Origin of the sequence: Nostoc sp., from assembly GCF_036919675.1 — a bacterium.
Classification (GTDB): domain Bacteria; phylum Cyanobacteriota; class Cyanobacteriia; order Cyanobacteriales; family Nostocaceae; genus Nostoc.
The window spans coordinates 114,159-135,323 of the sequence record NZ_JBALCP010000064.1 but is presented as its reverse complement, the minus strand read 5'-3'; the positions used below and the strand labels follow the sequence as shown (position 1 = coordinate 135,323).

The 21,165-nt window shown below is 42.0% G+C and carries 18 protein-coding genes; 10 read left to right on the top strand and 8 right to left on the bottom strand.

Annotated features, from left to right (window positions below; all coding sequences use genetic code 11):
* Positions 1 to 76 precede the first annotated feature (76 nt).
* Positions 77 to 724, bottom strand: a complete 648-nt coding sequence (locus tag V7K49_RS13980; RefSeq protein WP_335206054.1) for a class I SAM-dependent methyltransferase family protein — start codon at positions 722 to 724, stop codon at positions 77 to 79.
* Between the two features lie 1,162 nt (positions 725 to 1,886).
* Between V7K49_RS13980 and V7K49_RS13975 the strand changes: the two genes are divergently transcribed.
* The 7 genes from V7K49_RS13975 to V7K49_RS13945 all read left to right on the top strand — a co-directional run bounded on the left by V7K49_RS13975 (position 1,887) and on the right by V7K49_RS13945 (position 7,088).
* Positions 1,887 to 2,408: a phycocyanin subunit beta gene (locus V7K49_RS13975; protein WP_335067290.1), complete on the top strand. Its 522-nt coding sequence runs from the start codon at positions 1,887 to 1,889 to the stop codon at positions 2,406 to 2,408.
* An 86-nt stretch (positions 2,409 to 2,494) separates the two neighbouring features.
* A complete protein-coding gene (gene cpcA, locus V7K49_RS13970; protein WP_334874434.1) occupies positions 2,495 to 2,986 on the top strand; it encodes a phycocyanin subunit alpha in 492 nt (163 codons plus the stop codon).
* Positions 2,987 to 3,150: 164 nt separating this feature from the next.
* Positions 3,151 to 3,963 (top strand): phycobilisome linker polypeptide, encoded by an 813-nt coding sequence (locus V7K49_RS13965; protein ID WP_334874432.1) that lies wholly within the window; start codon positions 3,151 to 3,153, stop codon positions 3,961 to 3,963.
* Between the two features lie 161 nt (positions 3,964 to 4,124).
* Positions 4,125 to 4,994, top strand: a complete 870-nt coding sequence (locus V7K49_RS13960; RefSeq protein WP_335067286.1) for a phycobilisome linker polypeptide — start codon at positions 4,125 to 4,127, stop codon at positions 4,992 to 4,994.
* 75 nt (positions 4,995 to 5,069) lie between these two features.
* Positions 5,070 to 5,351: a phycobilisome linker polypeptide gene (locus V7K49_RS13955; RefSeq protein WP_334874428.1), complete on the top strand. Its 282-nt coding sequence runs from the start codon at positions 5,070 to 5,072 to the stop codon at positions 5,349 to 5,351.
* A complete protein-coding gene (locus V7K49_RS13950; RefSeq protein WP_335206052.1) occupies positions 5,326 to 6,168 on the top strand; it encodes a HEAT repeat domain-containing protein in 843 nt (280 codons plus the stop codon). Before V7K49_RS13955 ends, V7K49_RS13950 begins: the two co-directional genes overlap by 26 nt.
* Positions 6,169 to 6,338: 170 nt before the next feature.
* The gene (locus V7K49_RS13945; protein ID WP_335206050.1) at positions 6,339 to 7,088 is read left to right on the top strand and encodes a HEAT repeat domain-containing protein; all 750 of its coding nucleotides are present in this window, start codon (positions 6,339 to 6,341) and stop codon (positions 7,086 to 7,088) included.
* 461 nt (positions 7,089 to 7,549) lie between these two features.
* Here the strand turns inward: V7K49_RS13945 and V7K49_RS13940 are convergent, their stop codons facing one another.
* From V7K49_RS13940 to V7K49_RS13915, 6 genes are all read right to left on the bottom strand, one after another.
* Positions 7,550 to 8,209, bottom strand: a complete 660-nt coding sequence (locus tag V7K49_RS13940; RefSeq protein ID WP_335206049.1) for a 2OG-Fe(II) oxygenase — start codon at positions 8,207 to 8,209, stop codon at positions 7,550 to 7,552.
* A gap of 28 nt (positions 8,210 to 8,237) precedes the next feature.
* Positions 8,238 to 9,248, bottom strand: coding sequence for an iron-siderophore ABC transporter substrate-binding protein (locus V7K49_RS13935; protein WP_335206047.1), 1,011 nt, complete (start codon positions 9,246 to 9,248; stop codon positions 8,238 to 8,240).
* Entirely contained in the window at positions 9,248 to 11,884 is a 2,637-nt protein-coding gene (locus V7K49_RS13930; RefSeq protein ID WP_335206045.1) for a TonB-dependent siderophore receptor, read from the bottom strand. The genes V7K49_RS13935 and V7K49_RS13930 overlap by 1 nt, the downstream gene beginning before the upstream one ends.
* Before the next feature lie 205 nt (positions 11,885 to 12,089).
* The gene (locus V7K49_RS13925) at positions 12,090 to 13,055 is read right to left on the bottom strand and encodes a helix-turn-helix transcriptional regulator (RefSeq protein WP_335206043.1); all 966 of its coding nucleotides are present in this window, start codon (positions 13,053 to 13,055) and stop codon (positions 12,090 to 12,092) included.
* Between the two features lie 565 nt (positions 13,056 to 13,620).
* Entirely contained in the window at positions 13,621 to 14,280 is a 660-nt protein-coding gene (locus V7K49_RS13920; RefSeq protein ID WP_335206042.1) for an HD domain-containing protein, read from the bottom strand.
* 139 nt (positions 14,281 to 14,419) lie between these two features.
* The gene (locus V7K49_RS13915; RefSeq protein ID WP_335206041.1) at positions 14,420 to 15,043 is read right to left on the bottom strand and encodes a hypothetical protein; all 624 of its coding nucleotides are present in this window, start codon (positions 15,041 to 15,043) and stop codon (positions 14,420 to 14,422) included.
* 134 nt (positions 15,044 to 15,177) lie between these two features.
* Here V7K49_RS13915 and V7K49_RS13910 point away from each other — a divergent pair, with 134 nt between their 5' ends.
* From V7K49_RS13910 to V7K49_RS13900, 3 genes are all read left to right on the top strand, one after another.
* A complete protein-coding gene (locus V7K49_RS13910; protein WP_335206039.1) occupies positions 15,178 to 15,420 on the top strand; it encodes a hypothetical protein in 243 nt (80 codons plus the stop codon).
* A 252-nt stretch (positions 15,421 to 15,672) separates the two neighbouring features.
* Positions 15,673 to 18,669, top strand: a complete 2,997-nt coding sequence (pruA, locus tag V7K49_RS13905; protein WP_335206037.1) for an L-glutamate gamma-semialdehyde dehydrogenase — start codon at positions 15,673 to 15,675, stop codon at positions 18,667 to 18,669.
* 63 nt (positions 18,670 to 18,732) lie between these two features.
* Complete coding sequence (locus tag V7K49_RS13900; RefSeq protein ID WP_334874403.1) at positions 18,733 to 19,176, top strand: GNAT family N-acetyltransferase; 444 nt, start codon at positions 18,733 to 18,735, stop codon at positions 19,174 to 19,176.
* Between the two features lie 219 nt (positions 19,177 to 19,395).
* Here V7K49_RS13900 and V7K49_RS13895 read toward each other — a convergent pair whose 3' ends face one another.
* Entirely contained in the window at positions 19,396 to 20,841 is a 1,446-nt protein-coding gene (locus V7K49_RS13895; protein ID WP_334874401.1) for an MFS transporter, read from the bottom strand.
* Between the last annotated feature and the right edge of the window lie 324 nt (positions 20,842 to 21,165).

The following is a 21,165-nucleotide window of genomic DNA, read 5'->3' as shown; positions in this document are numbered from 1 at the left end:
TCCAGGTGAGGAATGATCTTAATCCGAGTCCGAGGCATCACTGTACACCAATTTTACTTCCATTAAATAATACTATCTATTGCAACTTGGTATAAAGGCGAACAACTGTTGCTCTTTGGGTGCAGCCAAACATTTCACCAAGGTAACGATGAATACCTACTCCCATGTCTCCTGTTGCAGTGAGTTTGAAGTTCACTTCTTCAAATCCATATTCACGGAAAAATTTACGGACAGCCTCAGAGTGGGGAATACCGTTAGAGTGTCCACGAGTCCAAATCACAAAAGCACCTTGTTTGCTCAGAAAACTCAGGTTTTTCAGCAAGCGATTGAGTTCAGATTCATCTGCGAGATTGCCGAATACACCACATACAATCACAATATCTGCTGGTACTGCTCCTACATAGTTAGAGGAGATAGTTCCATCACCATTGATAAACTCAATTTGTTTTGTCAAACCCAACGATTCTATTGTTTCTTGTCCACGTTCAACTAGTTGTGGATTTAGCTCTACTAGTCGAGCATAAACATCTTTTGTCCGTGGGTGATTTGATAACGTTCCTAGCAAATCTCGTCCATCACCCGCGCAAACACTAACTATACGGATTAACCCTGGTTGGGACAAGTTTAAGCTATGGGAAATGTATTCCTGCACAATTTGCAGGCGTTGTTGCAATTTTGGTTCGTTCTTGTAGAGGTCGTGCCATTCAAACCAGTTTTTTACCATAAGAGGTGATTTCCGTTTCCATTAACTATGAGGAAAGCAAAGTGACAAACAAACTGGGCAGTTTAAAATACGGTAAACTTATCGGTCAACCGTATTTTGTGATTGAACGCAGACTATCATGGAAATTCATTCAAGATCAAGTCTTTTTTCTTTGGTTTGTGAATGCGGCAATTTAACAGTTGAGAGCTTGCGAGACAGCTTTGTATTCCAATCGAGGAAAGCTCACAGAAATACTGGGCTGGAGTCGATGCGACAAAATCAACACAGATGCACTACATATTTCAGTCCGATTCGGCCAAAATTCAAATTTGTATTGCTCAAAACTTAATTGCTCTGTATTCCTCCAGTCGGATAAATTATACTACGGCAAGTCGATAGTTATTTAGTAGTATTTATGTTATTTAGAACACCAATTCAGTAATCCTGGAAGAACCTTTCCCCCTACCCCTCTGCTACGAGAAGAGGAGAGCAATGCAAAAAAGTGAGATCCTCATGAAATGAGCTTTCTTGCGTAAGTCCTGTAAATGTGGGTAGTTTACCCTAAAGCTATTCTTTATAACCCGCCAAAGCAGGCTTTATTTATATTGCATTGCAAATCTAGAGCTTCGGCCGCGCTAGTAATAATCCTAAGTCTGCCGATTGCATGGTTCACAGCGGCTATGAACTCACCCCTGCAATAGATGCAATATAGTCGCAAAATATCGCACATGTCCTTGGCAGTCTGTTTGGCAGGAACTACGAAGTAGCCAATGCTACACTAATTCAGTGTGCGACGCCTGCGGCGGGCTACGCCTACGCATTCTTTAAGGAATTTATCACAAAATTATCCCATCTTTTGGGGTAGAGAAAAAACTGTTAAGTTATGTAAAAAAAATTCACAAACATCACAATAATTTGTAATAAATAATGAGGCAGCAGCATTGTATAAAGAGAACTTGGGAGTAAAAAACAACATCTTAATCAGGTTTTCCAATCGTTCACAGAAGTTTTAAGTTTTTTAACAAAAGTTTTAATCTGAAAGCCTGGAGATCGTAAACTTATTTCTTGGATGTCTGTTTTAAACCTTTCGGGACTCGTCAGTCAGTGCGGACATCAAAAAAAACTGAACCATTCAGTTTTGAGTCCAACTATTCTTAACGAAGCAAATTAGGAGATTTAGACAATGGTTTTAGATGCATTTGCAAAAGTAGTTACCCAAGCTGATACACGTGGGGAATATCTCTCCGATGCACAATTGGATGCATTGAGCGAAATGGTCAAAGATGGTAACAAGCGTACAGATGCCGTTAACCGCATTACCAGCAGTGCGTCTGCTCTTGTTGCTGCTGCGGCTCGTGATTTATGGGCAGAACAACCCCAATTGATCAGTCCTGGTGGTAATGCTTACACCAGCCGTCGCGCAGCTGCTTGCATCAGAGACTTGGACATCATTCTTCGCTATATCACCTATGCTATCTTTGCTGGCGATTCAAGCGTACTAGATGACCGTGCCCTCAATGGATTGCGGGAAACCTACTTGGCATTGGGAACTCCAGGAGCGTCAGTTGCTGTTGGTATTCAGAAGATGAAACAAGCTTCCCTGGCCATTGTCAACGATACAAATAACATCACCAGAGGAGATTGCAGTGCTCTGTCATCTGAAATAGCTAGCTATTTTGATCGTGCTGCTGCTGCTGTGGCTTAAGCCAAGCATTGCTGATGTTGACTAAATAATTGTCCATCGGACAAAACAAAATTTCAACCATAAAGTTTTGAAAGGGAAATACCAAAATGTCAAAAACACCTCTAACTGAAGCAATTGCATCGGCTGACTCTCAAGGTCGCTATCTCAGCAGCACCGAGATTCAAGTTGCTTTTGGTCGCTTCCGCCAAGCGCCAGCTAGCTTACAAGCAGCAAAAGCATTGAGCGCTAATGCTCAACGCTTGACCGAAGGTGCTGCTCAAGCGGTGTATAACAAGTACCCTTACACCACTCAACAACAAGGCCCCAACTTCGCAGCTGATGCACGCGGCAAAGGCAAGTGTGTACGTGATATCGGCTACTACTTGCGGATTATCACATACGCTTTAGTTGTTGGTGGCACAGGTCCCTTGGATGATTTCTTGATTTCTGGCTTGGCTGAAATCAACCGGACTTTTGATCTATCTCCTAGCTGGTACATTGAAGCCCTCAAGTACATCAAAGCTAACCACGGTCTAAGCGGTGATCCAGGTGTTGAAGCAAATTCCTACATCGACTATGTAATCAATACTCTAAGCTAGAGTATTTCTTTAGCCCGGAGAGGAAATCAGCTCTTATGACAAGGAAGTTCTATGAGTTGTTTACCTCTCCGGGCAGTTTTATTTTCAAAAGACTGTTAAAAGACTAGAAAAAAATTTTCTAAAAAGTTTTCAGTTTTGCAGTTAAAACTGAGGAGGTTTTAAAGATGGCAGCTTTGGGACAAGCAGCAAGATTAGGGATTGGAGCATTTGAAAACTCACCACTGGTAGAACTACGTCCTGATCGAACAGAAGCAGATGTGGCAGTGGTTATCCGGGCGGCTTACCGTCAGGTTTTGGGTAATGCATATATACTCGAAGGAGACCGTCTAGAGAGTGCAGAATCACTGTTGCAGCAAGGTACAATCTCCGTGCGGGGATTTGTGCTAGCCATTGCTCAATCAGAACTCTATCGGGATAAGTTCTTCCACTCCAACTCACAAACTCGGTTTATCGAGTTGAATTATAAGCATTTATTGGGGCGTGCCCCGGAAGATGAGTCAGAGATTTCTTTCCATGTTGAGCTTTACAACTCACAAGGTTACGAAGCTGAAATTAACTCTTACATTGACTCATTAGAATATCAAGAGAATTTTGGCGAAAATATTGTGCCCTATTATCGAGGCTTTAAAAGTCAAGTAGGACAGAAAAATGTTGGCTATAGCCGACTGTTCCAACTTTATCGGGGTTATGCCAATAGCGATCGCGCCCAAGGACAAAAACAAGGACGGCTAACCTGGGAAGTAGCTAAGAATCTAGCTTCACCCATTTACCCAGTCTCCGCCGGAGCCTTAACAGGCCTCTCTACAGGTGGCCGCGGCGAAACATACCGGATTAGAGTGCTACAAGCAGCTTCCCCGAACTCAGCAGTAGTGCGGCGGGGAACTGCGGAATTGATCGTCCCCTACGAGCAACTTTCTAGTAAATTGCAGCAGTTGAATCGCAAGGGCAGTAGAGTGATTAGCATTACTGCCGTATAAATAGGGAATCGGAGGGGAGTAGGGAGTGGGGAGGAGCTACTGCGGTCTTGGAGTTTACCCAAGTGGAGCAAGTGGCATTAGGGAGTAGGAAGGTTTACCACTCCCCATTCTCCACTCACTACTCCCCTTAGCAATTACTAATTACAAAAGGAAAATTACCAATGGCTATTACAACAGCAGCGTCTCGTCTGGGGACAGAGCCTTTTACTGATCAGGCTCCTGTAGAATTGCGTCCAAATGCAACCAAAGAAGACATAGAGAGAGTCATTGCTGCCGTCTATCGTCAGGTGTTGGGCAATAACTATATATTGGCAGCTGACCGCCTCACAAGTGCTGAATCTATCCTGCGTGATGGGAAAAATACAGTGCAAGAGTTTGTGCGTCAAGTAGCTAAATCAGAACTATACAAATCCAAGTTTTTCTACGACAATTTCCAAACTCGCGTCATCGAACTCAACTATAAACATTTGTTGGGTCGTGCCCCCTATGATGAGTCTGATGTGGTTTATCACTTAGACTTGTATCAAGCTAAGGGATATGAAGCCGACATCGATTCTTACATTGATTCGCCAGAGTATCAATCTAACTTTGGTGAAAATATTGCGCCTTACTATCGCGGCTTTAAAACCCAAACAGGACAGAAAACTGTAGGATTTAGCCGGATATTCCAACTTTATCGCGGCTATGCCAGTAGCGATACCTCCCAGCTCAAAGGCAAGTCCTCCCGCCTAGCCAGCGAACTAGGTCGCAATAGTGCATCCATCGTTGTTCCTCCATCTGGTGGTCCCTCAGGCTTTTCATACGTTGCTTCCGAAAAAGGTGTTACCCCCAACAGTACTTTCGGTGGTGCGGGAACTTTTGGTAAAGAAGGCAGACTCTACCGCATTGAAGTGGCAGGTGTTTTTGGAGGTGGGTATCCTAGCACACGCCGTGTCAATCAAGCGGTAGTTATACCATATGAAGAACTATCTAGTTACTTCCAGAGAGTGGTAAAACAAGGTGGTAAAATAGCCAGTGTGAAACCCCTTTAGTGTCATTTGTCAATAGTCATTAGTCATTATTAAAGACAAAAGACTAATGACAATTTATAATTTGGAATTAATTTTATGCTTGGACAAATTAGTAGTAGAACTAGTAGTCGCTACTTTCGGTATGAAGTAGTCGGTCTGCGCCAAAGCGAAGAAAGCGAAAAAACCAACTATCCGATTCGTTCTAGTGGCAGTGTATTTTTCACAGTGCCTGAGAATCGGATGAATAAAGAAATGCAGCGGATTACTCGCTTGGGTGGCAAAATAGTCAGCATTCAGCCATTGAACGCTGAAGCTAAAACAGATAGCGGACAGAGCAATCCTCCTTCTTCTAATGAATCCCAGTCCGCAAAAATTTGAAGATTTATCACCGACAGGTGACTTTGCCAACGGTGAATCTTTAACAGTAGAGCAAGCGATCGCTAATCTTGAAAGTGTAGATTTAGGCTTGCGATTTTATGCTGCCTGGTGGTTGGGTAGGTTTCGCATAGGTGAAGCAGCTGCGATTACAGGACTGATCAAAGCTTTAGAGGATGAAGCCGACAGGACACCAGAAGGCGGATATCCTCTGCGACGGAACGCAGCTAGAGCCTTAGGGAAACTAGGCGATCGCCAGGCAGTATCACCTTTAATTAGGTGTTTAGACTGCTCAGATTTTTATGTTCGGGAAGCAGCGGCACAATCCTTAGAGATGCTAGGCGATCCGGTTTGTATTCCCGCCCTAATCAAGCTATTACAACTAGGTTTGCAGGATGGGCAACTGATATCACAGCCTGATTTATCTCAACCCTACGACGCCATTTTAGAAGCCTTGGGAACTTTGAGGGCAACTGAGTTCATCCCTTGGGTAAAACCATTCTTAGAGCATCCAATCGAATTAGTGCAATATGCTGCCGCCCGAGCCATGTATCAATTAACCCAAGAACCAGTTTATGGAGAACGGTTGGTACAAGCTCTGGCGGGAGAAAAATTGCAATTGCGTCGGGCAGTGTTAGCAGATTTGGGAGCGATTGGATATCTACCCGCAGCAGATGCGATCGCCCAGACTCTTGCTGAAAATAGCCTAAAGCTAATTTCTCTAAAAGGATTACTAGAACATCAAGTTAACCACATAACACCAAGCACTTTCTCAGAAGGTGCGATTAAACTCATTAATTTGATGGATTCGCTGTTGTAGTGATAAATTCAAGATAATCAGTTGTCATTAATCCGTTTAAATTAAATATTTACCACACATAAACCCCCAACCCAACTGCAAAATCAGGGCTAGGGGGTTTATCTATGATGTCAACTACGGATAGCTTAAGCTACAATTGGCTGACGACTAATTACCGATGAAAAATTATTATGAATAACAGTGATCTTGCCAAAATATTGATCCGGGCTGTGGAAGAAGCAGATTCCTCGGATCGCTTATTAGATGCAGTTCAGGATTTAGCAGCAGCTGGTATGGAGGAAGCTGTTCCCACACTAATTGCAGCTTTGGGCTACAACAATCCAGGGGCGGCGGTGGCGGCGGTAGATGGATTAATTGCGATCGGGGAAATCGCAGTGCCGCCATTGTTAAAACTAATTGATGACTACAACTACGGCGCTAGAGCCTGGGCACTTCGTGCCTTAGCGGGAATTGGCGATGTTCGGGCGCTCGATACCTTGTTAGAGGCAGCAAAAAACGATTTTTCCTTAAGTGTACGGCGGGCAGCTGCCAGGGGATTAGGCACTTTGCGCTGGCATCAAGTACCGCCTGAGAAACTGGAATCTGTTCAGACTCAGGTATTAGAGGCGCTATTATTAATTTCTCAAGATCCAGAGTGGGTAGTGCGCTATGCGGCAGTGACGAGTTTAGAAACACTAGCCGTTGCAGTGGCAGTCACTTCATCTGATCAAGCGTCGCGGATTACAAATCAACTCCAGCAAATGCTCGATACAGATGCCGATCTCGGAGTTCGCACCCGTGTAAAGTTTGCACAGGAAAAAATTCAGCAGCAACAACATCAAGAACAACATCAAGAAGTGTTTGCACCTAAAATAAAGCTACAAGAGACTGAAGTGCCTGAAGTGACTGAAGTGCCTTATCGTGGCGGTGGAAGACGTTAAGTAATTCGTTTATTGCCGATTCCAATTGCATAGAATACAGCCTGTCGTGAGTGTTTACTGAAAGTTTCACTTTCCCAACTTGAAGTTTCATGTTCCAAGCTTGAACTTTCTGGCACTATCGTATTCGGGGCAAAATGACCTATGGGTTTGGTGGAGGTAAGCCGCCGCGTCAAATCAAACAGTTTTATCTGGGCTATTGAGAAACTGTGTTACTTCAAGGAGTGAAAGTCACTAAAACTGATCCTTATGGGCTTGTGGGAGTTGCATTCACCCGTGATCCTATCAGTGGAGAACTGTGGTACATCTAAGCGTGATAAAAACTCCCACCCTCCAGACGTTTCGGAAATACAGCCAGCGATTCGATATTGAGGAAAGCTTTTTGGATGACAAGGCAGGTGGCTTTGAGTTGAAACGCTCTCAATTTAAGCAAAATTATCCTCAGAGTTTGCTAAACAATAAACCTAAGACTCTGGTAGCCAAAAGCAAGTCTGTAGATGCAAACGGTGTTGAGTTGCATTCAAGGAAATAGGAGATACCATGTGCCAAGAGCGATCGCAACGGACAATAGCAACTGAATATTGAGACAAGGGTGGAACTTCTTTAACTACAGATGTAGTCTGATTATCTTTGAGAACTCGGAAATGCCCTCCCCACTCTGGGTTCCATCCTTCATTTAAATAGAAAAGTTGAGTTACATGTTTACGCGGGATATCTGTATGAGGACGGTTCCAGAACCCTAAATCATGTCGTGTTAAATAAATTGTTAGTGAATGGTTTTTCAAATCCAAATTAGTAAGATGCTCCATCGCCTCTCGATAATCAGGAGTGAGAAGTTGTTCAATCAATTTTTGCCAACTAAGACTCAGATCCTTAATATCTTGTAGACCTTTGTACTTACTTTCATCCAGAATGCAGCGTGCAAAAAACCTGTAGTCATTATATGTATATTCCGGGTATCCATCTGGCTCAAAGTCTCTAGCATGATATTCTTTATAGTTTGTAGTCGGAAAACTATTTGCTAGTTCAGATTGTACTAAAGTGTCAAGCAAGTTTTCAAACACAATCCATTTATAAGGAATTGACTGCATAGTTGCATTACTAATTGCACTCAAATTCAACATGATCCCCCTTAAAAAACTTTCAAATAGTCTATTGCTGTTTAACTAAATATCGCTCCAGATCGTCTATCATCCGATTGGCTGCAAGGGGACCAAACTGAACCCAGTAAAACCCCACCTCATGAACTTTTTCCTGTTGGACAACTTTCAACTTTGACCACAATGGTTCTGCTTTCAGTTGCTCAAGTATTGGGTGTAAATCCTTTTTGCCCAGTGCGTCTTCTGATACTAGAAATAAAATATCCCCATCTAACTCACTCAGGAGTTCCTCTGATAAAGCATAGGCAGCAGGGCCACCCCCTAGACTCAGGGTTGCTTGACTATCCAAAGTTTGAGAGTAAGGACGTGCAACACCCGCATCTTTAAGAATAACTCCTGAAAAACTTGCCTTCGCCCACAGCCAAAGTGCATCAGTACGCAATTCGGCAACCGAGACTAAAGTTGTGTTCAGGCGATCGCCCATTTTTGCTTTAAACTGTTTTAAACGTGCATAATAATTATCCATTACCTGCTGGGCTGTTTTAGTTTTACCCAGAACACTGGCTGTGAAAGCAAAAGATTCTTTCCAAGCTCCACTGGCTCCAGGAGGAGCCAAAACAGTGGGTGCAATGTGTGATAACAGTGGATAAATATCTTGATGAAAATGCATACCAAGAATTAGGTCTGGTTTGAGAAACAAGACTTTTTCGATACTAGGAGACAGCCAATCTACATCTTCAATACCTGATAGCGGGCCTACTAATCGCTGCAATTGTGAGACAAATAACTTTGAGGCAGCTATAGGTTTGATCCCCAACGCCAAAGCATTTTCTAAACAACGACCACTAAGCACAACAACTCGTTGAGGATGAGCAGGAACTATTGTCTTACCCATAAAGTGCTGAACTACTCGAACCTGACTTAAAGAAGAAACACTCTTATCATGGCTAACTTTTGGGTAATTAAAAAAGAAACAACCGTTTAGCCACACTACCACAGCAAGCAACCCTAAAAGGGGCAGGCATCGGACAAAACACTTGCCTAACCAATGAGTTGTTCTCATTAAAATTCCCACTTTACTGTCAACTGTGCTGTATACGGACGACCAGGAATAATTCTTTGGAGATAGTCAAAGCTTGCTTCATAATATCGAACATTAAATATGTTATTCAAGTTGAGTCCTATGCTAAGGTTATTATTCCGATAGTACAGAGCTGCATCGGTGAGAAAGTAGCTTGGGATTGTAAATGTATTCAAACTATCTGGCTTATTATCTCCAATGTAGTTAAAGCCAATTCCACCTCCAAAACCTTTGAGAGAGCCAGCAGAAAAGGTGTAAGTTGTCCACAAACTAGCGACATGCTCTGGTACTCCCTCTACTCGATTCCCGACTGGAATATCATTGTCTTTGGTAACGCGTGCGTCTGTATAACCGTAGAAGCCAATCACATTCCAACCGGGAAGAATTTCTCCGGTGACACTCAGTTCTACTCCCCGACTTCTTTGTTCTCCTGTTTGCACACTATAATCGGGATCGGTAGGATCGGTAGTTAAAATGTTAGTTAGTGTCAGATCATATAAAGCAAGTGTTGCTGAAAGTTTGTTATCGAATAAATCAGTCTTAACACCCACTTCATACTGAGTACCTAGCTGTGGTTTAAAAAGGCTGTCATTTTTATCTGCACCCGTTACTTGTTCAAAAGAGCGGCTATAGCTGGCGTAGAGTGAGACAGGCGCTATGGGTTGATAAACTATGCCTACCCTTGGACTAAAGGCAGAATCAGACTGGACACTCGCCGTTGATGCAATCCGATCAGCATACTCGTTCTCTACTAAGTCATAACGTCCGCCCACAAGCAGTTTGAGGTTATTGGCAAGTGTCACTTGGTCTTGAAGATAAAAGCCCAAAGCATCATCTCTGGTGTAGATATCAATTCTTCCAAGAGTATCACCTAGTGGTTGACCATACACTGGGTTAAAGACATCAAGAGGGGCCGCAGCTGTTCTAATTATACCAGTGCTTCGGGTTTGTCTGAATAAGTCAAACCCCAGCAATATTTTGTGTTTAATACTACCAGTGTTAAAATCACCAACAACATGAGTATCTAAAGTATAAGCTTCATACTCTGTTGGCTTTGAATAAGTAATCTGTGTTCTTTGGATAGTGCGGTTGTCTGCTTCCAGTAAACTGGAAACATCTGTTTCACGTAAATCAGTGGTTAAAAATGCAGCTTGAAATGAATTACTAATAGACCAGTTATCGTTAAAGCGATGTTCTAGATTGTAATTATATCTATTAAGCTGGCGGTTAAAGAAATCAGTCGGTTCCCCTAAATAACGGTTAATAGGGATTTTGCCATTTGGGTTAGGAAGTATAGTTGCACTAGCAATCTGATCATCACCAGTACCTAGCGACTGTTGTATGTCTTCATATTCTGAATCAAAAGTTAGATTTGTATTTTTCCCTATTCGCCAATTAATAACAGGCGAAACGAAAAAACGCTTTTCATTATAAAAATCAGTAAAGTCTTCTGCGGTTCTGTAAGAGGTATTTAAGCGATACGACAGACTGCCATCTTTTGTCAGAGGACTAGAAACGTCAAGTGAGGGTTCAAAAAGTTCATAACCACCACGCCTTACCTCTAAGGCATAGTAAGGCTGACTCAAAGGCTTTTTAGTAACTATATTAATGATTCCACCTGGATTGACTTGACCATAAATTACAGAGTTTGGCCCTCTAACAACTTCTGCTCTATCTATATTTGTCAGCGAACTTGAAAAAGCAGCAACATCTGCAAAGCGATCTTTGATGCCGTTCCTATAAACGTTTCTGGCTGTAAAACCTCGAATAGAAAAAGTGTCTGCAATTCGAGATGAAAAATTATTTTGGACAACGCCAGCATTTCTGAGTATCCCAATTAAGTTACGCGGTTGTTGGTCTTCGATAACCTGCTGAGGAATCACCTGAACCGAAGCAGGAATATCACGCAATGGTGTATCTGTTTTCGTTGCAGTAGTAGCATCTGGTACCCGATAATTTGTATCTGGTGGAGCAATCACATTTAACTCAATGGGCTTTTCTGGCTCTGATGTAGATGGTTTTTGTTCTGGCGTTATTGGCTGTTGAGCAGTGGAAGCACTAGGAGTCACTCCAAAAACTAAACCTTCTTTTGTACTATCAAACAACTCCACCGCAGGCGCAAAAGCTTCCCCAGTCACCGTTACTCGCAAGGTGTTTGCATCTAAATTTGCAACTGTAATTAATGCAATTCCGGCTACTGGCTTTGATTGTCTAAAATCCCCACTTCTTAGTTGCAACTTGGCATTAGGGATATCTGCAATATAGGAATTACCCTCAGTTTTCGGTAAAACTTGTAATTTAAGAGAATTAGCTGTGACTAAAATTAACTCTATCCCTTTATCAGTAGAGTTAACCTTCACATCCGTAACTAATACCACATCTGTAGTTGCTTGACTAAGTTCAGGAAATTTATTCTGTCTGGGTACTCTCCATAAATATGAAGCATTAGTTTTAGAAAGCTGTAGCTGATTCAATGTTTGAATTTCTTGGAAGACTTCACCTGAACGCACTAAAGTCTTTTTGACTAACGGTTGTTCAGAATATGCTGGATTGGCTAAAGTTAGAGAAACAATAGATATTAACCAGCAAATAGCAGGATATTTTAGTTTGATGAACATTTTAGATCCACTCCTCAATGGGTACTAAGTCTTGAAATTGGCAATTATGTATAATTTCCTTCTCAGCCCCTAGTTCCCAAGTACTGTTACTAATTAAGTTGGTGAAAAAAATGTGTTTATACCAACCTGATTATTGTAAAAATATACAACTTTTCAATATTTGCGTCTTATTCGAGCCGGAATTTTTTTATTCCATCCGGAATTTTTATTTCTGGCAGGACTTAGGAGTTACCCCAAACTTCTTACGAAAAGCATTACTAAATGAAGGTAGGCTAGCATAGCCTACTGTCTGTGCAACTTCTGTAACTTTCATATTTCCTTCAATAAGCAGCTTATAGGCTAATTCCATCCGGCGGTGGTGCAGATAGCCAAATACCGTAGTCCCAAAAATCTGTTTAAAGCCTTGCTTCATTGTGCAATCATTTAAACCAACTTGTCGTGCTAGCTGGATAAGAGAGGGTGGGTTGTCTAAATGTTTCAACAAAATTTCCCTAACATCATAGATGCAGTCAATATCTGATGGTTTGAGTGGATTAATCTGGAAGCAACCTTGCCTGATTTGTACTTCTTGATCAACTACCATTGCAACTAGTTCCCAAATCTTACCTTCAAGATAAATTTGTTTAGTAAAGCCTTGGTAGGGACATTGAAGAATTTGCTGCACTACTATTTGCATTGCGGGAGTTTGAGTTCCATAGCGTTCATAATTCGGTTGATCCCAACGTCTAATAAGATGTTCTAATTCTCTTGGAAGTTTACCAGATCTATTTTCTGTAAAGTAGCGAAATGCATTTGGATGTATGTGAACAGCTACTTCTACTATTCGCTGTGATTTAGCCTCGAATACATCACACTCAGATGCCATCCCACTACCACTCAAAAAGTATTCTCCAGTCTTGAACTCAAGGTCTTTAAATTCGCTCTCTAGCAAAACAAAGAATCGAAATTCTAATGGATGTTTTCGCTCGTGACATTTTAAAATTAATGATTTGGGCTGCTGATAATTGGAAATGTCTAAAGATATGCCATCTCGTAGCTGAATATGTCGCCAATACCCTTCCCCAAATTGATATTTTCTGGTAATATCAAAACTATCTAAAATATTATTCTGAATTATGTCCGCTTGATCCAGTAGTTTTAAATAATCTGCTTGTGAAAGGATAAGTGTCATAGTAATAGGAACTTGGTAAAATTTGGGGAGGTTCTTGTTATTTATGTTTTCGAGTGGTTGATTGCTGTAATAAATTGGTGAATATCATAATTAAATAAACCTTTTTTATAGCGATGACACTAGAATTTATAATTATCTTTTAACTGGATAACATCTTTTTTAGGAGCAATAAGTAGTTGCCATAAATAAATATTTTTTTTATTCAGTTCATTTGGTAATGTTGGTGGATCTATCTGTCTGTCTTAATAAATTAAAAACAAAAAAAGCACATTGATTAATTAAATTTGATTTTGTTGGACTAAAATTTATCCAATCACAAATTAGCTAAAAATCCTTTGAAACAAAGGATTTTTAGCTAGCTCTCTGCTCATGGCGTTGCCAGACCAACTAATAATAGTTAAAATTATCACTGAAGCAAGTATTATAAATGTAATCAATTTAACAGTTTAATCAAATTTTACCAACAATGGCGGTATACTGAGAGAGCAAGTCTTAATTGAAGAGATGGATTGCGATCGCACTTACAATATGACGAACAATTTGCCAGGTGATTACCCACTCTTTATCAAAAACCACATCCTGAAGCCAAAGATTGAATTTCTCCCTGGATATTGCCACGGGCAGATGGTTCGGCGAACTCTAACATTAAAGGCGTAAAGTAGATAGGCGATCGCTGTAAAAATCCTTCTAAAACCTGCCGACGACCTGTGATATAATCTGCCTCTGCCACCCAGCTATATTCTTGACGAATGGCATGGGCGTATTCTGGATATTGGACTGCGTTTGTAGCCAAAATCGCTAAATCTGCATCAAGTAGGACTTGGCTATCATAGTCATCCACCGCAGCTTGGTGGTCTTTAGTGTTCAGAATCAGACGCGTGACAGTAGTTATGGTACTTTCTGGAATACCCAAATTACTCAGCAATTCAAAAGCATAGTCTGCGCTTCGTTGTTCATTATCTTGAGCTTGAGTGTCATACACTACATCGTGAAACCAGGCAGCTAGTTGAACAGCAGCTAAGTTGTTCGTGTAGCCTTGCAAAATCTGAATTATGCTCAGGATGTGATCAATGTGTTTTAGTGTGTGGTAATAGCGACCAGGGGTAGAATAAGCTGCAACCAAGCGATTAAAGGCTTTCTCAGCTGCTACCTGGTCAACGCCAAAGGGTTGGAGTGTGTGTTGCCAGTTATAAAATAAAATATCCATAAAATTTTCTGTAGGCATAGAGTGAGTATACCCATTCTTAGTATTGGAAAAAATAAGTACATGCTGTTAAAACAGCAGTAGAAGACTTCAAGTAGAACCTCACCTTCTAACTCCGTTAGGAGAAAGAGGGGACAAATTTTCCTCCCTTTACTTGCAGCTACGGTGTACACACAAGTATGACCAGCATAAGTTTCAATTCTAGTAGTTTCGTAGGGTGCGTTATGGACACGCCGAAATAACAAATGCGTTCGCCGAAATAACAAATGCGTTCGCCGAAGCAACAAATGAGTTCGCCGAAGCAACAAATGAGTCTGCCGAAGTGACAAATGAGTTCGCCGAAGTGACAAATGAGTTCGCCGAAGTAACAAATGAGTTCGCCGAAATAACAAATGAGTTCGCCGAAATAACAAATGCGTTTGCCGAAGTAATAAATGCGTTCGCCATGATTGCAACAATTTAGCTTTGTCACGCCAGCGTAACGCACCCTTCTCCTATCGGAGACGCTACGCGAACGGGTGACGGGGGTTGTCTGCTGAGTTCCCGGATTTGCGGTAGTTGGCTGTGGTGGTGTGGCTGTTGGCGCTGGCACTTGTATTTTTTCACCTAACCACCAGCCAACTAGTGCGCCTACTAATAGACACCCGACTAACCACCAAGTTGATTGTCTGCTGAACTTATCCGAAAAAACTTGCTGTTGAATCGCCGCCGAGAGCAAGTTGCCGACGAGATTAACGACTAAGCCAACAACAACTCCAGCGATCGCATATACAGATATGGACACAGTAGTTTTGCTCCTACTAATAGTAATTATTGCGACGGAGTACTTTTTCTTGAAATTATAATTAGCACATTGTCTAAAACATTAAAATATACTTCTAAAATTTTTCACAAACTGAGCTAAAAACCCTAAAGGTAATGTTACCAGCAGTTGCGGCTTGTCTCTACAATATGCTGCTAACAGGTTGTTTCCCCCGCAACTTCACAGACGATCCCTTTCTGGCAGTTTTACAGAATAATCCCATACTAATTCGCCAACGAGATGCAACAATTATGCAACCCCTAGCGCAGGTGATTGATTTAGCGTTGGTTGATAAGTCAGAAATTCACTTTAAGAGTGCAGTTGAATTTAAGCGGACATTGTTAAGTGCGTTGTCATAGTAGAGTTTATAGCAGTTTTTATGTATTTAATCCACATCTATCGTCGGGGCGCAATGCCTCTACAATGGAATATTTTTTAATTGGAAGTCCTTAGAACAGCACCGCGTAAGTAAACCATTCTAAATCAATGAAATCATTGTGGTATATGAATTACGAATTATGCATCATGGTGACAGCTAAATGAAAGCGTCAAAATAGAAGACATAGGCTTTGTACAAAAAGCCTTGCCTTGATTAACGGAGTTTATTATCAGTGGTATTACAAGTACAAGCAAGCACCTACGAAGCTCAAACCCAAGAAATTGCTAAACAACTTCTAGCAGCAACGCAGGAAAATCGTTCGTTTTTTTCTTCCCTGCGGGATCAAATGCGCTGGGATGATAAATTACTAGCTTGGGCGATGAGTAATCCTGGGTTGCGGGTGCAACTATTTCGCTTTATAGATACGCTACCGGCTTTGCACAGTAAATCAGAAATTGCCTCACATTTACAAGAATATTTAGGAGAGGAGTCTGTAGAATTACCGGCAGCTTTGAAGGGAATGCTAAACTTTGCTAACCCCGACTCTATGCCCGGACAAGTTGCTGCTACAACCGTTGGTACAGCGGTTGAAACTCTCGCTCATAAATATATTTCTGGGGAAAATATTAAACAAGTCATCAAAACAGTTGAACGACTGCGAAAAGAAAAAATGGCTTTCACCATCGATTTACTTGGTGAAGCGGTGATTACCGAAGCCGAAGCGCAGTCTTATCTAGAACGCTATCTAGAATTAATCCAACAATTAGTGGAAGCATCGAAAAATTGGGCAGTTATCCCGGCTATTGATGAGGCTGATGGCGAACCAATCCCAAAAGTTCAGGTTTCTGTGAAGTTAACGGCGTTTTATTCGCAATTTGACCCTTTAGATGCTAAAGGTAGTGAGGAGCGAGTTAGCGATCGCATTCGTATTCTCTTACGTCGTGCTAAAAAGTTAGGCGCAGCTGTGCATTTTGATATGGAACAGTATGCCTATAAAGACATAACTCTCAGCATCTTGAAAAAACTGTTACTAGAAGAAGAGTTTAGGCAACGCACAGATGTTGGGATCACAATTCAAGCATATCTGCGTGATAGCGAACAAGATACCAAAGACCTAATTTCTTGGTTGAAACAACGTGGTTATCCCCTAACAATCCGCTTGGTGAAAGGCGCATATTGGGATCAGGAAACTATCAAAGCAGCGCAAAAGCATTGGCCACAACCAGTTTACAACGACAAAGCGGCAACTGATGCTAACTTTGAAACCATCACTCAGTTATTGCTAGAAAATCATCAATATGTGTATTCTGCCATTGGTAGCCATAATGTGCGATCGCACTCTCGCGCCATTGCCATAGCTGAAAGTTTAAATGTCCCTCGTCGTCGCTTTGAATTGCAAGTCCTCTACGGTATGGGGGATAAAGTTGCAAAGGCGTTGGTTGACAAGGGTTATCGGGTGAGAGTTTACTGTCCCTACGGTGAATTATTACCTGGAATGGCGTATTTAATTCGTCGGTTATTGGAAAATACAGCTAATAGCTCTTTTTTACGGCAAAATATGGAAAATCGACCGATTGAGGAGTTATTAGCGCCGCCGATTGTTAAAGAGGAGGAGAACGTACAGACGCGATTAATCGCCTCTCTCCAAACTCCTAACTCTCATTTCCTTGGGGCGGCGGATACAGATTATGCGGTGGAAGAGGTGAGAACGAAAGCAGCGCAAGCTTTCCAAAGCGTTCGTCAACAACTGGGTAGAACTTATCTGCCGTTGATTAATGGGGAGTATGTTAATCCGCCAGAATTTGTTGATTCTTTCAATCCTTCTAATTTCAGCGAGGTAATTGGTAAAGTTGGATTGATGAGCGTTGAACAAGCGGAACAGGCGATGCAAGCTGCCAAAGCAGCGTTTCCTGGGTGGAGGAAAACACCAGCTAAACAACGCGCTGATATTTTGCGGAAAGCGGGTGATTTGATGGAAGAACGCCGCGCTGAACTTTCAGTTTGGATAGTTTTGGAAGTTGGGAAACCAGTTAAGGAAGCTGATGGAGAGGTTTCGGAGGCGATAGACTTTTGTCGGTACTACGCTGATGAGATAGAACGGTTAGATAAAGGTGTTAATTACGATATTCCTGGCGAAACTAATCATTATATCTACCAACCACGGGGTATTGCTGTAGTGATTTCTCCCTGGAATTTCCCGCTAGCGATCGCTTGTGGGATGACTGTCGCAGCCTTGGTTTCAGGCAATTGTACTCTCCTGAAACCGGCCGAAACATCTTCTATCATTGCTGCCAAACTCACAGAAATCTTGGTAGATGCTGGTTTTCCCAAAGGTGTATTTCAATACGTACCTGGGAAGGGTTCGCAAGTCGGCGCTTATTTAGTAAATCATCCAGAGACTCATGTAATTGCTTTTACGGGTTCCCAAGAAGTAGGTTGTAAAATTTACGCAGAGGCGGCAACTTTAAAACCCGGACAAAAGCATATGAAACGGGTGATTGCTGAAATGGGTGGCAAGAATGCCATTATCGTAGATGAAAGTGCTGATTTAGACCAAGCTGTTGTGGGGGTAGTGCAGTCGGCGTTTGGTTACAGTGGCCAAAAATGTTCTGCCGCCTCAAGGGTGATTGTGCTGGAACCGATTTATGATACCTTTGTGCAGCGATTGGTGGAAGCGACAAAATCCTTGAATATTGGGGAAGCAGAGTTACCTAGTACACAAGTTGGGCCGGTAATTGATGCTAATGCCCGCGATCGCATCCGCGAGTATATTGAGAAGGGTAAGGCAGAAGCAGAAGTGGCGTTGGAATTACCAGCACCCGAACAAGGATATTTTATCGGCCCTGTCATCTTTAGTGAAGTATCGCCAAATGCAGTAATTTCCCAAGAAGAAATTTTTGGCCCTGTGCTGGCGGTAATTCGGGTGAAAGATTTTCAGGAAGCGTTAGCAGTCGCCAATGGAACTAACTACGCTTTGACTGGAGGACTTTATTCTAGAACACCTTCGCACATTCAGCAGGCGCAGACAGAATTTGAAGTTGGGAATTTGTACATCAACCGCAATATTACAGGAGCGATCGTTGGGCGGCAACCCTTTGGCGGATTCAAACTTTCTGGAGTCGGTTCTAAAGCAGGCGGCCCCGATTACTTACTGCAATTCCTGGAACCACGCGCGGTGACAGAAAATATTCAGCGCCAAGGTTTTGCACCAATTGAAGGTGCAGATTAAACTATAGAAAAAGGTGGGGAAAAACCCACCTTTTTTGATATACTAACCGCAAACTATAGTTTGATGAGTAATTTAGTCATAAAAGTTGCTGAATTACCTGAAGAATTTCCAGCAATTCAGGCAATTAGAATATCAGTTTTTCAGCAAGAACAAGGGGTAGATCCCGCTTTAGAGTTTGATGGTAAAGATGATATATCTGACCATTTGATTGCTTATTTAGATGGAGAAGCCGTAGGTACTACCAGAATTAGGTATTTAGATGAAAAAACTGCCAAGATAGAAAGACTTGCCGTTTTGTCTACAGCTAGAGGACAGGGTATTGGTAAGAAAATTATGGTAGAGGCATTACAGGTTATAGCTAGTAAAAATATTCCAGAAGTTGTGATTCACGCCCAAGAATATGTGAAATCTTTATACCAAAAATTGGATTTTGTAGAAGAAGGAGAAATTTTTCAAGAAGCTGGTATTGCCCATGTGATAATGAGAAAAAATTTTATATTGCAATAGGGTTCAGTTAAGCCTAAAAAATATATTGCGTAGGTTGGGTTGAGGAACGAAACCCAACATTTCTAGGCATTTGTTGGGTTTCAGTTCGTTCAACCCAACCTACAATTATCCTTAACTGAACTGTATTGTTTTATATTGGACAATTCTTCCTGTAGGTAGAGAAATCCCCAGTCTGAGTGCGACATTGTTTATTTACATCCGTAACCAATCAATTTCGCCCTACCTACCCAGATCCTTTTTAACAATGAGTGGGATAAGTGACGCTAGTCGTAATATACCAGACACAACGAACACTTCCCCGATGCCAAAAGACCCAGCAAATTGAGCGATGAAGCCACCTATAGTTGCTCCTAAAGCACCACTCGCCCCACCAACAGCAGCAGCGATTGCAAAATAGATAGACTGATTTTTTACTGATGCAATCTCTATCTGGAGATTATTACTGCACAAGTCAACTGCTCCCCAATTAACTCCAATAAAAATGTGCAATAGCGGAAACCACAGCCAGAGATCGAGGGGACTAGAACCAATTGTCAGCCACAGCCAGGGGATGACGGCAATTAGAATTCCACAAAAAATTAGAATCGAACGATTGCCTATTCTATCTGCTAATTTACCCCACACGAGGAGCAGTAGCATATGTGCCCCTGCTCGCAGACTGGTGTAGAAAGTTACCCAACTCACATCCAGGTTCAGCGTATCTAGCAAGTAGAGGTTAAAAAACGGGGCACTTAGGTTAACAGCAAACGCCCATAAGCCGAAATAAAGCAGAAAGACCAAAAAATTAGAGTTTTTCCAGATGCTGCTATCTATCTGATTTTGAGGGGTCGGCATTTGCGGGAGATAGATTGCTTCAGATATCTCACTAGATTCATTTGGTGCTGAGTCTGACTGAATCTCACTTGTTTGAGATAAACTTGCATAATAGGTGTTTTGTAATTTGGGATTGATATCTACCTGGAAATACTGACACCCCAAGCTGATCATTCCAAAGATAATGCTGAGGAACAAAATTACTCCATAACCTTGGATAGTCCCCCCATACCAATGTGATACAGCTAGACCGGCTATTGGCAAGGTGAGTAACTCGGTGAGGTTGGCAAAGCTATTGCGTAGCCCGAAATATCTACCTCGTAATTGCCGTGGGACTAACATTGCTATCCAACTGAACCACGATGCAGTTCCTAGTCCTCCTAAAAGATGACTGCATACGAGAATCAAGAGCGACAATATCACCAATTGGTTTGAATTAAGCCCTCCCCAACTAAAGCTAGCAATGCCAATTACTAAAATCAGCCACAATAGCCGAGCAATTCCATGAGTGCGAAGGGAATTCTGAAGGCGGCTAGTGCTGCGTTCAGACAAGTAAGCACCCATCGGCTGAAAGAGATTCGCTAACATGGGGATAGAGGATATCATGCCAAACACCACCGGACTGGCATCCAACTCCACCAAGAAATTACCCAGCAAAACCCCGCCAGTGCCAATATTGAAAACTGCTGCGAAGATACCATCGACAGTGGAGGCTTTCAAACTGGTGCGAATAGCATCTTTGGAAATTCGCGGGGTGGGTGTTGAGGTAGGAGTGAGTGTTGTTGATGGCGAACCAATCTGAGCAATTTCTAGAGTTAGAGGCACACCTGTCTCAGGTTGAAAAGAATCCATAATTTTAAGATTTAAGAGTATAAGAGGTTGTTTGAAAAGTGGTTGGCTGTGATTTTAGGCACTTATCGATCCCCCCTAGCCCATACCAGTCGCTCCACTTGGGGAAACCCCATACGCTCTCGCGTTCGCAGACTCGTTGGCAGAGCCTCTGGTAAAGTTGAGGCTGCGCTATGTGCATTAATACTAATAATTATTAATGATTTACGATTGCTATTTAACCGCCATTAGCCAGATATTGGAAATCTTTGTGTATTACACTATGAAGTGCAAAATGTGGCATAAAGTGCTAAACCAGTAAAAGTATTAGACAAAATACTTAGAATA

Coding starts and splice junctions, on each gene's coding strand:
- V7K49_RS13975 (WP_335067290.1), top strand. CDS start 1,887: ATGGTTTTAGATGCATTTGCAAAAGTAGTTACCCAAGCTGATACACGT.
- V7K49_RS13910 (WP_335206039.1), top strand. CDS start 15,178: ATGTTACCAGCAGTTGCGGCTTGTCTCTACAATATGCTGCTAACAGGT.
- V7K49_RS13950 (WP_335206052.1), top strand. CDS start 5,326: ATGAATCCCAGTCCGCAAAAATTTGAAGATTTATCACCGACAGGTGAC.
- V7K49_RS13955 (WP_334874428.1), top strand. CDS start 5,070: ATGCTTGGACAAATTAGTAGTAGAACTAGTAGTCGCTACTTTCGGTAT.
- V7K49_RS13935 (WP_335206047.1), bottom strand. CDS start 9,248: ATGAGAACAACTCATTGGTTAGGCAAGTGTTTTGTCCGATGCCTGCCC.
- V7K49_RS13980 (WP_335206054.1), bottom strand. CDS start 724: ATGGTAAAAAACTGGTTTGAATGGCACGACCTCTACAAGAACGAACCA.
- V7K49_RS13920 (WP_335206042.1), bottom strand. CDS start 14,280: ATGCCTACAGAAAATTTTATGGATATTTTATTTTATAACTGGCAACAC.
- V7K49_RS13900 (WP_334874403.1), top strand. CDS start 18,733: ATGAGTAATTTAGTCATAAAAGTTGCTGAATTACCTGAAGAATTTCCA.
- cpcA (WP_334874434.1), top strand. CDS start 2,495: ATGTCAAAAACACCTCTAACTGAAGCAATTGCATCGGCTGACTCTCAA.
- V7K49_RS13930 (WP_335206045.1), bottom strand. CDS start 11,884: ATGTTCATCAAACTAAAATATCCTGCTATTTGCTGGTTAATATCTATT.
- V7K49_RS13925 (WP_335206043.1), bottom strand. CDS start 13,055: ATGACACTTATCCTTTCACAAGCAGATTATTTAAAACTACTGGATCAA.
- V7K49_RS13960 (WP_335067286.1), top strand. CDS start 4,125: ATGGCTATTACAACAGCAGCGTCTCGTCTGGGGACAGAGCCTTTTACT.
- V7K49_RS13965 (WP_334874432.1), top strand. CDS start 3,151: ATGGCAGCTTTGGGACAAGCAGCAAGATTAGGGATTGGAGCATTTGAA.
- V7K49_RS13895 (WP_334874401.1), bottom strand. CDS start 20,841: ATGGATTCTTTTCAACCTGAGACAGGTGTGCCTCTAACTCTAGAAATT.
- V7K49_RS13940 (WP_335206049.1), bottom strand. CDS start 8,209: ATGTTGAATTTGAGTGCAATTAGTAATGCAACTATGCAGTCAATTCCT.
- V7K49_RS13945 (WP_335206050.1), top strand. CDS start 6,339: ATGAATAACAGTGATCTTGCCAAAATATTGATCCGGGCTGTGGAAGAA.